The 11,639-nt window shown below is 41.8% G+C and carries 13 protein-coding genes; 4 read left to right on the forward strand and 9 right to left on the reverse strand.

Annotated elements, in window-relative coordinates; all coding sequences use genetic code 11:
- Positions 1–417 precede the first annotated feature (417 nt).
- On the forward strand, positions 418–1,968 hold the full coding sequence (locus tag WR49_RS11240; protein WP_017057473.1) for a methyl-accepting chemotaxis protein: 1,551 nt from the start codon (positions 418–420) through the stop codon (positions 1,966–1,968).
- An 86-nt stretch (positions 1,969–2,054) separates the two neighbouring features.
- Here WR49_RS11240 and WR49_RS21470 read toward each other — a convergent pair whose 3' ends face one another.
- From WR49_RS21470 to WR49_RS11265, 6 genes are all read right to left on the reverse strand, one after another.
- Complete coding sequence (locus WR49_RS21470; RefSeq protein WP_017057472.1) at positions 2,055–2,201, reverse strand: hypothetical protein; 147 nt, start codon at positions 2,199–2,201, stop codon at positions 2,055–2,057.
- A 27-nt stretch (positions 2,202–2,228) separates the two neighbouring features.
- Positions 2,229–2,504: an HU family DNA-binding protein gene (locus tag WR49_RS11245; protein WP_017057471.1), complete on the reverse strand. Its 276-nt coding sequence runs from the start codon at positions 2,502–2,504 to the stop codon at positions 2,229–2,231.
- 337 nt (positions 2,505–2,841) lie between these two features.
- Positions 2,842–3,537: a VC0807 family protein gene (locus tag WR49_RS11250; protein WP_017057470.1), complete on the reverse strand. Its 696-nt coding sequence runs from the start codon at positions 3,535–3,537 to the stop codon at positions 2,842–2,844.
- 128 nt (positions 3,538–3,665) lie between these two features.
- Positions 3,666–4,370: a glutathione S-transferase N-terminal domain-containing protein gene (locus tag WR49_RS11255; RefSeq protein WP_046224061.1), complete on the reverse strand. Its 705-nt coding sequence runs from the start codon at positions 4,368–4,370 to the stop codon at positions 3,666–3,668.
- 33 nt (positions 4,371–4,403) lie between these two features.
- A complete protein-coding gene (locus WR49_RS11260; RefSeq protein WP_046224062.1) occupies positions 4,404–5,594 on the reverse strand; it encodes a YbfB/YjiJ family MFS transporter in 1,191 nt (396 codons plus the stop codon).
- A gap of 283 nt (positions 5,595–5,877) precedes the next feature.
- Complete coding sequence (locus WR49_RS11265) at positions 5,878–6,609, reverse strand: type 1 glutamine amidotransferase (RefSeq protein ID WP_017057467.1); 732 nt, start codon at positions 6,607–6,609, stop codon at positions 5,878–5,880.
- 99 nt (positions 6,610–6,708) lie between these two features.
- Here WR49_RS11265 and WR49_RS11270 point away from each other — a divergent pair, with 99 nt between their 5' ends.
- Positions 6,709–7,527 carry a helix-turn-helix transcriptional regulator gene (locus tag WR49_RS11270; protein WP_046224063.1) on the forward strand — a complete coding sequence of 273 codons (819 nt, stop codon included), beginning with the start codon at positions 6,709–6,711 and terminating at the stop codon, positions 7,525–7,527.
- Positions 7,528–7,582: 55 nt separating this feature from the next.
- Here the strand turns inward: WR49_RS11270 and WR49_RS11275 are convergent, their stop codons facing one another.
- Positions 7,583–8,155, reverse strand: a complete 573-nt coding sequence (locus WR49_RS11275; protein WP_046224064.1) for a YceI family protein — start codon at positions 8,153–8,155, stop codon at positions 7,583–7,585.
- 287 nt (positions 8,156–8,442) lie between these two features.
- Between WR49_RS11275 and WR49_RS11280 the strand changes: the two genes are divergently transcribed.
- Positions 8,443–9,159 carry a DUF1826 domain-containing protein gene (locus tag WR49_RS11280; protein WP_046224065.1) on the forward strand — a complete coding sequence of 239 codons (717 nt, stop codon included), beginning with the start codon at positions 8,443–8,445 and terminating at the stop codon, positions 9,157–9,159.
- Between the two features lie 49 nt (positions 9,160–9,208).
- Here WR49_RS11280 and WR49_RS11285 read toward each other — a convergent pair whose 3' ends face one another.
- Both WR49_RS11285 and WR49_RS11290 read right to left on the reverse strand, forming a co-directional pair.
- Positions 9,209–9,568, reverse strand: coding sequence for a VOC family protein (locus tag WR49_RS11285; protein WP_017057463.1), 360 nt, complete (start codon positions 9,566–9,568; stop codon positions 9,209–9,211).
- Between the two features lie 84 nt (positions 9,569–9,652).
- Positions 9,653–10,354: a helix-turn-helix transcriptional regulator gene (locus WR49_RS11290; protein ID WP_046224066.1), complete on the reverse strand. Its 702-nt coding sequence runs from the start codon at positions 10,352–10,354 to the stop codon at positions 9,653–9,655.
- A 307-nt stretch (positions 10,355–10,661) separates the two neighbouring features.
- Between WR49_RS11290 and WR49_RS11295 the strand changes: the two genes are divergently transcribed.
- The gene (locus tag WR49_RS11295; RefSeq protein ID WP_046224067.1) at positions 10,662–11,531 is read left to right on the forward strand and encodes a DMT family transporter; all 870 of its coding nucleotides are present in this window, start codon (positions 10,662–10,664) and stop codon (positions 11,529–11,531) included.
- Positions 11,532–11,639 lie beyond the last annotated feature (108 nt).

Raw genomic sequence — 11,639 nt, forward strand, 5'->3', positions numbered from 1 at the left:
GATCTGTTAAGCCATTTTAAGATGATATTTTTATTTCAAGTTTATATTAGACTTTAATTGTACAATATTGTTAGTTTTTAGTGATAAAAATTGAATATAACGAAATATTTGGGGTGATACGCTATGACCTTGCGGAATGTGATGTTGAGCAATCCCGTTTTATTTTTCATAAGCTAACCTTATCTCATATTGATATGAAATAGATTGAATTGATATGAGTGAGTATGCCGTTTGGATTTGTTGAGTAACCTTTGGGCTGATCTGATATCTACTTTACTCAATGAAAAATCATATCAAATCAATGGCTAGTGGTTTTTGATAGGGCGAGGTGGTGAATCACGCTCTATTTTAGCACAGTGTGACATGGACGGGTCGCACAATAAATTGGCTGTTATCTCGTTTAAATAGGGAATATTTATGGCAGAGCAAGAGTATGATTACCCCGATTCGTATAATTTAATTTCAGTGACGGACCCTTCTAGCAAAATCAAGTATGCAAGCCCCCATTTTAATGAAGTTGCAGGCTATAAGGAAGGAGAGCTAATAGGTGAGTATCACAATGTAGTTCGCCACAGTGATATGCCTAAAGCCGCATTTAAGGACTTGTGGGGGCACATTCAGTCAGGAAATAACTGGATGGGTATGGTAAAAAACCAACGAAAAGGTGGCGGTTATTATTGGGTTGATGCTTTTGCTTCTCCTTTAAAAGAAGACAATGAGATTGTTGAGTATCAGTCTGTTCGGTTTAAACCAAAAAGAGAATATGTTGCACGAGCAGCTAAAGCATATAGTACTTTGAATAAGGGAAAAACACCGCTTAAGCTTATATTACCTAAAACAAGGCTTTGGCAGCGTCAAACTTTCATTTCGATATGGTTAATGGGAGGTGCTTATGCGCTTCACCTTAATCAAGTCATAACGGTACTGCAAAGTTTCTTCATGTTATTTTTGGCGGGGGCAATCTCAATTTATATTTTGACGCGCCGTTTAGAAAGTATTTGTAAAATAGCAAAAGAGGAATTTAACAACCCTCTGATGGAGCATATTTATTTCGGTAAGGTGGATGATTTATCTGAAATTGCTTTGGGAATGAAAGCGCGGAAGCAATATACAAAAGCATTACTGGGTAGAATACGGATTTCGGTGAGTGACTCATGCGAAATGACCCTCAAGCAGGCGAATAAAACGGCAGAATCGAACGCTACTGTGTCTGACAATCTGGAAAACCAAAAGACAGAAATTGATATGGCAGCTACTGCTATCAACGAAATGCAGGCGGCTTCAAGTGAAATCTCTCAAAATGCGCAAGGTACGTTGGACTCCACTTTTAGTACGCAGCAAGAGCTTTTATCTTGTCAGAAAGAGTTAAACCAAGTCGAAGAAAATTTTGTCGACCTCACTAATGAATTGGATAACATATCGACAATATCACTTTCTGTAGAAAGGGAGACGCAGCAAATTAGTTCCGTCATAGAGATGATTAACGCGATTGCAAACCAAACCAATCTGTTAGCACTTAATGCCGCGATAGAAGCCGCACGTGCGGGCGATTCAGGAAGAGGGTTCTCGGTAGTGGCGGATGAGGTAAGAGTACTTGCTCAAAAAACGCAAGAAGCAACAACAGAGATCCAAGCTGTTATTGAAAAGTTATGTGCGGGAAGTGGCCAGTCAGTCATTGCCGTGAACAATGGTACTGAAAAAGCGAAGCGCACTCAAAGTACGATTCAATCAACCCTAGAAAGTCTCACTTCATTGAGTGAAAAAGTACAGGGAGTGGTTGATAGGAATAATCAGATAGCCGTAGCTATTGAAGAGCAAGTCAATGTATCAGAAGAGATTAACCAGAATATTCTTTCTATTCACAGTAAAGCAGAAGCTTCGCACACTCTAATGGAAGACAGTAAAAAGCAATATGAGCAAAGTGTGTTCAGTTTGAATGAGTTAAGAAAAGGGGTAGCCCGATTTTAATAAGCATCATTTAGCCAGTTAATAAGCATTGTTTCCTAACGAATAATGCCACTGCAAGACTGCAGTGGCATTAAAAGTAGAATAAACTATAACGCTAACAGTTTGGCTAATTCACGCTCTTCAAGAAGCACTTCAATGCGTTGACGGACTTTAGGCGTTTCAGCGGGTGCTTTGGTTGACTTGCCTGCTTTCTTACTGCGACTGGTTTTCGCTTTTTCCTTTGGCGTAGTCATCGTAAATTTCCTTGTTTTTTTGCTTCGTTAAAGGTTACACGCCTCTTTTAGTGCTTTTCCTGCTTTAAAGGCTGGCGCTTTTGAGGCGGATATTTGAATTTCTTCTCCTGTGCGTGGGTTGCGGCCAGTACGGGCGGCACGGGTGTTAACTTTAAAGCTACCAAATCCTAGTATCGCTACGTCATCACCTTTAGCTAGTGTACCAGAGATACCTTCAACGAGAGCACTTAACGCTGAACCCGCTTGCTCTTTTGAGATATCAGCAGAAGTAGCGATGTGTTCAACTAATTGAGATTTGTTCATATTCTATATTCCTTATTGAGTACGGCAGGTGCTTATTCTTACACCGAGCTTGTTCTATCTTAGCAATAGGGACTGAAATGGTGTTAACGCTTGAGTAGGGTTTTGTAAAGTAATCAACAAGATTGATGATAAAACCCTTTTCAGTTCGATTAATTGCAACCCTTTAATTAGTAGTCGCTTAAAGTTTGGTTATCTAAGTTTATTCGAGAAATGTGACCTCAAACTTATCGTTTGGTTCATAAGTCCAATCGTAAGCCGCAGCCTAACGAGGCGACAGAGACTGAAAGCCCAGCGATAAGCTGGGCTTTGGGTCATACAGTGAGAAATAGTGTCTAGACTATTTAGTAACAAAAATTTGTTCTGTTTCTAGCGACGTCATGGAGCGAACTTGGCGCCAGATGTAATAGAAAATACCAAGCATCATTAAAAGGCTTGGTATGGCAATCGCTGGGTAACTGTAAAGTGTCAACTTACCAAGCTCTTCATTAAAGGCTGGTGTTCCTGTTGGGCTTGTTACAATCCAAGTTGCTAGAAAATAGTTCATCGCAGAAGAGAATGCGAAAGTGCTGGCGAACAGGTAATTTGATGTCATCAGACAACGGTAAAACTGCGCTTGGTTGCCGAACTGCCTTAAGCGCTCTTCAATCAGAGGAGTGTTTAGTAACGCAGGCGTGAAGATGACTTTTTGGATAAATGGGTATCGAGTAAACGTCGATCCAAGAACCGCTAAACCTATTAGCCCTGGGATCAGGGCTTCTTTTAACGCTAACCAACGAGTGTCCAGCTCGAAGAAACCGATGCCGCCCGTTAATAGTACGCTAACAAAGCCAAGGGCCGCGATGAAGTTAAATTTTTTGTTACGTATGAGCTCCATACCACCATAAGCGATAGGGAAGGCTAGCGCGACAAGTAATGCTAAACCCGTTCCAAGGTGTTCATCTCCACTGAACTTCATTAGGATGAAAGAAGGGAGAAATACGTTAAAAAGAATCTCGAATAGAGGGCTCGATTGTTTGTTTTCTGTGTTACTCATAATTCTAAATACATTATGTTATGGATTTATTCTCTGGGATTGTTCTTTACCCAGTCCTAGATGTAAAGCACTAAGGCTTCATGCTATGTAACGACATGTGACACTAATGGAAATATATTAATGTCAGCCTAAGTATAACCCATTCTAACTGTGCTTTTCTCTACGTTAGTAATACCTGTTATTTTATGGCTACAGGCCACAAGTAATCGTTCATAGGTGGGCTTTTGAGCTAAAGCGTCGATATTGATTTGAGACAATATGCTCCCAAAGGGAGACTGTCGCATGAAATCGATTATGTTGCGGCTATCAACTTCACCAAACAATGTAGCATGACGGAATTTCACATAATCTAGAGCAACATGGAGGTACAGAGTAGAGAGGTTATTTGTAAGGTGAGCGTCTAGTCCGTGTTGTTCTATCATTTGGTCAAGTTGCTTTAATGAACCAAGAATGCCTTCTTTTCCTCTTTGTATAAGTGGATTATCGTTGTCTGAACAGCGAGTGATCGCTGCGGTTCGAAACGCTATCTCCATTAATGTCTTGGCTGTTCCCAACTGTTGCATTTCATTGGTATCACTTAACGTCACTTGGCGTAGTGTTTGAGGTTGATAGATTTCAATGAGGTACTGGCAAATACACAAACTTTCGGTGAGCGATGTGCCGTCTTCAAGTTCTAACGCAGGGATTAGACAAAACGGGTTGACTCTTTTTAGGTTCTCTGGCGAATTCCATGGGTCAACCCAAACAAATGATAGTGGTGAGCTGCGTGATAGCAGTGCCGTTGCTACTACGACGCGTGAAAAAGGCGACGTTTCGTTGAGGTAAAGTTGCATGATAGTCCCTTATTTAATGAGTTACTTGACCGATTAAAACCTTGATTTAGAAGTAGGGCGAGTTGATGTCGACAAAATACAAACCACAGACAACGCTAAAGCGCTCGCACTAATCGCAAACAGCAAATTGTATGACGCTGCGTGGTTCAAATAGTACGCCATTAACAGGCCAATCACTCCTTGTGATATAGCAAAAGATAGGGTCATCCCAGCCCATGCTTTTGTGTGCAGTTCATAACCCACGGTTTCCAATGTGTAAGTCGATATCAGTGTTACGGTTCCTGGAGTGAAAATACCAACCAATAATGAAGAAATAGCAAGGGTAACCGGGTGGGAGCTTAATAGCGGTAGTGCTACGCCTAGTGCTTTTAAACTAAATGCTATGCAGAGCGAGTTTTTAACGCCGAGCTTATCTCCTAGGATACCGGTAATCAGCGGGCCAATGGCTGCGCCTATCCCGAAGGTTGCCCAGAACAAGCCGCCACTAGTAAACGACATGTTTAGTTCTCGTACAATGTAATCGACCCAAAACAGGGTGTGAGGAAGGTACCCAACGGCGTCGAAGGTATACGCGATTAGAATAAGCAATACGCTCACTAATTTAGGTCTCGAAAGTTGCGAGAAAGATGCGTCGATATAGTGCGCTTTTGAAGAGTTAAGCTGGGTTTTCCATGCATTCCAAGTGAGCATAGTCGTTACTAGTGCTATGACTCCCATTCCTATCCAAGCAGATATTAGGCTGAAATAAATCAGTATTGGGATTAATGTACCCGATAACATCGCGCCGATACCGATGCCCGAAAATATGACGCCGCTGACTCTAGTTTTTACATCGGAGCTGAATTTACGAACAATAACCGGTGGGGCGACAACCATTAACATAGCACCGGCTACACCAGCTAAAGTGCGCCAAGCATAAAACCATGATAAAGGTGCATCCTGTATTGCACAGCTAAGATAACTAAAACTGCTTACTAACATGGCTGCACGAATCAGCTGGCCTGCGCTAAAGTAACGCAATAACATGTTGGCAGCAGGAGCCCCTAATATGTATCCCAAAAGCGTTGCCACACCAAGATAAGACGCATCACTTTCGCTAAACCAGCCGCTTTGGATCAAAGCTGGCATTAAGGCTATGTATGCGAACCTACCGATTCCATTGCCTATCAGGGTCGCACCCATTCCGGCTAAACTGTCTTGATTCACAATGTTTTTATTCAGCATAGAAAAGAAGTTCTCTTTGGCAACGTTAGGTGTTTTAGCAACGGGTTAAGGTTTTTGGTATGCCTTTGATTTCCAGTTTAGGCTTTGTATTACGCTTAATACTGACATGATTTCCTATCAATATCATTACGCTGTTAGTCATACCAATCTGAATCTAAAGCGTCCATTAGCCAGGCATAATAGCTCATGTGTTTGAATGCTTAGGTTCAGATACGGCCCACCAGTAGGGGAGGTATTCAGCAACTGTTTTAATTAGGCATGCCAAGAGTCATGGTTCATTAGACTAAAGTTGAACGCTCGGTGGGTTTAGCTGATAGTAATCTGTTAGCTTATCTAGAAAGGTCATCAGTTTTTGGTTCATCTCATCATAGTCATGGTTTAATAGAACTTCTGCATCTTCTACAAAACGGTGCTCTTTGGAGTTGCTCAGGTCATCATTGTCGATGAGATCTGTAACTAGAGCTTTGGTTAACTCCATATGGCATTGAAAACCAAACACTAAATCACTGTAGGCGACGATCTGTCTTGGGCAGCCCTGACTGTAAGCGATAACTTTAGCGACAGGCGTGAGCCCTGGCATATCGTTGTGCCAATGACCAACCTTGAGTTCCTTATCAAAGTGAGCGAATAAAGGATGAGTTAGTCCTTCTTGTGTCAACGTGATGGGAAACTTACCAATTTCACGTTCAGGACTTTGTTGATATGTGGCTCCTAACGACTCACCTATCAATTGAGAGCCTAAGCAAACCCCTAATACTGATTTTCGGGCATTAATCGCTTTTGATATCAGAGCTTGTTCTGCGTCAGCATCGAAATAATGACACTGCTTTAGGCTGGTTTGTGGGTTCTGTGGTCCTCCCATCACAATTAACAAGTCAATGTCCTCAATACTAGTTGGAAGGGAGTCACCGAGGTATACACGAGAATAACTAATCGCGTAACCATGTGTTTGGGCCCAAGTCTCATATGCCCCCGGAGCCTCAAAATGTTCATGGATAATGAAGTGTATATGCATCTTTGTTTCTCTAGTTTAATGAAAGAAATATAATGCTATATCAAAAAAATCTGACGCGTCTTATACTATATGGCATTAAATGTCGATAAGTCGCCAACAATGCAAGCCAATGAACTGATACAACAATTTCCGGCCAAACAATTCATAGCCAAAAAAACTCAGATGCCTTCCGGTTATATCGATGATCTCCATTTACATGCTTGGCATCAAATCGTTTTTCCAATGAAGGGGTTATTGCAATCCAATATTGGTGAAAAGTGCGCAGTAGTGCCTCATAATGCAATGTTGTACATACCGGCCAACACAATTCATAAATCTGTAGCGGTAACAGATACGCATTTTTTGGCAATCTATCTTAATCCGGATAAGTTTGTACAGTTTGGAATAGAGCCTAAATCATGCCTCGTAAGCTCATTCATAAAAGAATTAATACTGTTGTTGTTCGACACAAAAAAACAATCACAACCAGAATCTAATATTACGCACCTTTTGATGGTGTTAAGGGATCAAGTTTCTGTAGCAGATAGCTACGAAATACCATTGTTGATCCCTACTGATAAAAGGCTTCTCTCTATTTTTACTCAGTTAACAGAACAACCTGACCTGTCATTTACACTAAAAGAGTGGGCTAAAAAGGTAGGGGCATCAGAGCGAACATTATCTAGACTGTGCTCAAAAGAGTTCTCGATGTCGTTCTCATTGTGGCGTCAGAATATTAGGCTAGTGTTATCGTTGAAATTGTTAAGCACAAACAAAACTATTCAGGATATTGCTATGGAATTGGGCTACGCCTCTGATTCCACTTATATCTATGCTTTTAAAAAAGTATTCAATAAAACTCCAAGCAAATACCGAAGTGAATGTTTAGAGTTCGGACTAACACCTGCAACACCAAAGCCCCCTTCTGAGACCAACTGAATGAGATCGTTGGATGCTATTCGCTGGTGAATTAAAAGGGGGAGGTGCGATTCCATTATCTATCGAAGAGTAGGCTGAAGTTTAGCGGAACCTTGTCAGAAATCGCTAGCCCGCCGACAGTTGCCGAAAGCTTGTTTAGGTTCTCAGCCGATATCCCAAAATCAGCGCCATTGACGATGATGGTTGATGTTGAATTGACCATAACAAAACCTTCAGACGGAACAACCATAACCGGGAAGTCGATGGTTTTGGTTACGCCGTGTAAGGTGACTTCAGTTTCGATGGTCGTATTTTTCGGGTTTCCAGATAGCATAGAAGGGTCAACCTTTCCTGAAATCTCCACTTCAGGGAAAGTCATCGATTCAAAGTAGATCTCATTCAGTCGCTGGTCGCGAATCGAGACTCCGGTGCTGACGGTCTTCAAATCTAATAAAATGGAAAACTGACCATCTTTTGTAAGCCCGCCCGATAGAGGTTTTATGGATGCGGGCTCGACAACAAACTGCTTCTTAATGGTCGCGAATGTAACGTTCGATAACTTCGGATCTAACGTGTAGCCCGTTTCTGCAAAAGATGGCGCAGAAATGAGAATGCAAAAAAGACCGAGCGTAGGTATTCGTTTTTTCATAAGTTGTCACCATGTTGATTAATTTATAGATTTAACGTTATCGAGCTGTTCGCTTAAAGAACTTCTTTGACACATCTTTTGGAAAAGAAAGATCGATAAAAGCTTAGTTTAGCATCCACCAAATTACCTGAGGAAAGTAGAGTATTGCCATATTATTGGAACCATGATCGGCTAAGTTACTTGTGTATTTTAAGTTATGTTATAACATAACTTAAACCAATCTTGCTGTAACTAACGATCGTATTGGTAAGAGGAAGACGATAAGCATGTATCAAGGAGGTGACGTAATGAATGCCGTGTTAACGAAGCCTTTGGCGACCAATAATAATCAGCCACTTAACATTAGTTCCGCCGTGAGTATCAAGGACCAGGAGAGTCACAAGCCATGCTTTAGTGTTTCTGAGCAGCCAACGGTACTGGCAGATATCTATCAAAACGATATTAATATTACGATTTGGCAGCGTACACTTGATGCTGACTTAACAGGTGCCATCGGTGAGTTTATCGCGTCTAACCCAAACTTTAGTAAGTCTATTAGCCTTTCACCCAACAACGCTTATGAGAAATTGGAATTCGCGACCGACGGAACGGCTTCTAAAGCGCTGTTAGAAAACATGTCGGAGTTGGTGGATATGTTCTGTTGTTTGTTCGATCTTGAAGAAGTAGGGCTGCGTCTAGCGGTTCTGAATAAAGCGATGTGTCCCCGTTTCCATGTTGACCAAGTACCTTGCCGCTTAGTGACTACCTATCATGGTGTCGCGACTCAATGGTTGCCAAATTACGTGGTCGATCGTTCGAAGCTTGGTCGCGGAAGCTGCGGACAGCCAGATTCGGCTTCAGGCCTATACGCTCATGAACCTGATATTCAGCAAATGGCGAGTGGTGATGTGGCGTTATTGAAAGGAGAGAGTTGGAGTGGCAATGAAAATGGGGGCCTTGTGCATCGTTCTCCCGTTACTTCATCTGACGAGACTCGATTATTGCTGACGTTAGATTTCGGCTAGTAAGCTTTTTTGATGAGATGAGATGAGATGAGATGATGCTCCTATTAATTTAAGTGAAGACGCGGATACGGTGTCCGTCTGGGTCAACCGCAAGGAAGTTGATGCCGTAAACGGACTCTTCTGGCACTTGCTCAAACTGGATCCCTTTTTCTGCCCATGTTTCATAGAGGTTTCCCAATGTCTCTTTGTCAGCGAGAGGCATAGAGATCTCAGTGCCGCCGCCCTTAACGGTACTTGCTGGTGTTAGAAAGTCAGCCTGTTTGAGTGTGATTTTAACGTTGTCTGCAAAGTCTAGGGCAGCAAAGGTCGGTGATAGAAGCTTTGGCTCGCAATCAAATGCTTTGGCGTAAAAGTCCATGCTGCGATGAATGTCTGCGACATAAAGAACGAATGAATCAATGGTAAACATAATAGCTCCTAGGCTGGTCAATTCGATTTGCATCGAGTTCGATTGGGTTGAGAGTAATATAGCGTGTACCAGTGACAGTTTTTGTCAGTAGCGAATCACTTTATCTGCAATGCCTTCTATTTTCTGCCAATCTTCGATCAAGTCATGACGCGGACGCTGATATTTTTCTTCAAGCATTTTCCATTCAGCCATTCTATCTAGCCTGAAATTACGATACGCATTTCGCGCTTCACACCAAGCGACCAAAACATAGTGCTGTTCGAATAAACCAATCAACATTGGCCAAACGATTCTTAAACTCACATTAGCTTTTGCGTCTGTGTAATGAATCTCAGCTTTGTTCTGCTGCTTAATTGCTAACTTGATATCTGAAAGTTCGATGGCTAACTCTGCAACCTCAATGATTGAAGCAACACGCACAATGTCATCACTGCGTTTGGCCTGGTGGTCAGCAGGTAGCACGGCAGAAATCTTGGCGATGGCATTTCTAGCCGAGTTACTGAATTCCCCATTGGCTTGCTTGGCTACCCATTCAGAGCCAAGCCGCAGCGCTTCCAACTCTTCCATTGAGAACATCATAGGTGGGAGAGTGAAGGTGGGTTTCAATTGATAACCAACTCTGGCTTCACCATCAACTTCAGCGCCCTGCGCTTGTAGTGTCACGATATCGCGATAAATGGTGCGAGTACTCACGTTGAGCTCTTTAGCGAGGTGATCGGCAGATACTGGGTATTTATGACAACGCAATAATTGGAGCAGGTCGAAGAGACGTTGACTTCGGGACATAGGAAAACTCTGAGTACTTAACAGCTTATGAGATTAATGCATTGGTAAGGTGAACGCTACGTTGCTTCATGAATTAGCGTGTTAGGAATAGGGGGTGACTTTATCATTAGCAGCTGATTTATAAGTACTTATTTGCTTGATTGTGATTTTTAAAATACCTATTGACTTAAAGTTTGCTTGAAGTTTTACACTCTAACGTTCAAAAACATAACTCAATAGGTCAACAGAATGTCATGTAAAACATTGAATTTTCATTATATTAAACCTTGTACTTTCAATGAGATTTAATCTTCTAGGCAATATAAACATGCTAAAAAATTACTTAACGTTAATCGCAATAGGGCTTATTTGGGGCTCACAGTTTGTTTTTCAGGAAATTTCTCTTGAGGGTTTTTCTCCTGTTTGGGTAGGGACGCTTCGAGCAATACTGGGGGCGCTGACCCTTATTGTTATATGCAAAATAATGGGGATTAAAAGTGCGAGTAAGCAATGGGGCCTTTTTGCTCTGATTGGGTTGCTAGAAGCCGCTATTCCTTTTGTTCTGGTTCCTTGGGCTCAACAAAACCTAACGAGTTCAATCGCGGCTATATTGATGGGCACACTGCCTTTTTACGCTTTACTACTTTCACCTGTGTTTATTAAAGGTGAGACGATAAGTAAAGGGAACACCGTTAGTGTCATAGTTGGGTTTAGTGGGTTATTGATCTTGTTTTCCCCAGAGCTGTCATCGAATACTGGCGCTATTAATTTAGTGAGTTCTGCTGCAATTATCGTTGCAGCCGTATGTTTCGCTATTGCGCTTCTCTTGCTTAATCGTGTACGAGATGTGCATCCACTGGTTGTTGCTCGAAATGTACTTTGTATGGCGAGTATTCAACTACTGTTCATCGCATTTTTAACAGCCCCAATCACAACAGTTAGGCCGTCAGCATCATCAATGTTTTCATTGATTTACCTAGGAGTTCTGTGTGCAGGTGTTGTTTATTATCTTTATATGATGAGTATAAAAAACGCTGGCGCGGTATTCACTTCGATGACTAACTACCTTGTACCTGCAGTGGGTGTTTTGATTGGTGTACTACTTGCGGATGAGTCTGTTCAAACAACAACGTGGTTAGCGTTGGTGGTCATTTTGTCCGCATTGTTTATCAATCAAACTTTAGCTAAAAGTCGATAGCTGTTTTTAAGTGATACCTCAACTCATATCGTTAATGTGAATCATTCTTCAGGGAGGGGGATGTTAATCAGAGGCCTCGTAACTTTAAAGCCTTTTTTGTTGAGTAGA

It is taken from the genome of Vibrio sp. ECSMB14106 (assembly GCF_000972265.1).
Lineage (GTDB): Bacteria > Pseudomonadota > Gammaproteobacteria > Enterobacterales > Vibrionaceae > Vibrio > Vibrio kanaloae.

Bases quoted from the DNA above. Each gene is read 5' to 3' on its own strand.
- WR49_RS11285 (WP_017057463.1), bottom strand. From the start codon at position 9,568: ATGTTTACCATTGATTCATTCGTTCTTTATGTCGCAGACATTCATCGC.
- WR49_RS11265 (WP_017057467.1), bottom strand. From the start codon at position 6,609: ATGCATATACACTTCATTATCCATGAACATTTTGAGGCTCCGGGGGCA.
- WR49_RS11270 (WP_046224063.1), top strand. From the start codon at position 6,709: ATGCAAGCCAATGAACTGATACAACAATTTCCGGCCAAACAATTCATA.
- WR49_RS11275 (WP_046224064.1), bottom strand. From the start codon at position 8,155: ATGAAAAAACGAATACCTACGCTCGGTCTTTTTTGCATTCTCATTTCT.
- WR49_RS11250 (WP_017057470.1), bottom strand. From the start codon at position 3,537: ATGAGTAACACAGAAAACAAACAATCGAGCCCTCTATTCGAGATTCTT.
- WR49_RS11295 (WP_046224067.1), top strand. From the start codon at position 10,662: ATGCTAAAAAATTACTTAACGTTAATCGCAATAGGGCTTATTTGGGGC.
- WR49_RS11290 (WP_046224066.1), bottom strand. From the start codon at position 10,354: ATGTCCCGAAGTCAACGTCTCTTCGACCTGCTCCAATTATTGCGTTGT.
- WR49_RS11255 (WP_046224061.1), bottom strand. From the start codon at position 4,370: ATGCAACTTTACCTCAACGAAACGTCGCCTTTTTCACGCGTCGTAGTA.
- WR49_RS11280 (WP_046224065.1), top strand. From the start codon at position 8,443: ATGAATGCCGTGTTAACGAAGCCTTTGGCGACCAATAATAATCAGCCA.
- WR49_RS11240 (WP_017057473.1), top strand. From the start codon at position 418: ATGGCAGAGCAAGAGTATGATTACCCCGATTCGTATAATTTAATTTCA.
- WR49_RS11260 (WP_046224062.1), bottom strand. From the start codon at position 5,594: ATGCTGAATAAAAACATTGTGAATCAAGACAGTTTAGCCGGAATGGGT.
- WR49_RS11245 (WP_017057471.1), bottom strand. From the start codon at position 2,504: ATGAACAAATCTCAATTAGTTGAACACATCGCTACTTCTGCTGATATC.
- WR49_RS21470 (WP_017057472.1), bottom strand. From the start codon at position 2,201: ATGACTACGCCAAAGGAAAAAGCGAAAACCAGTCGCAGTAAGAAAGCA.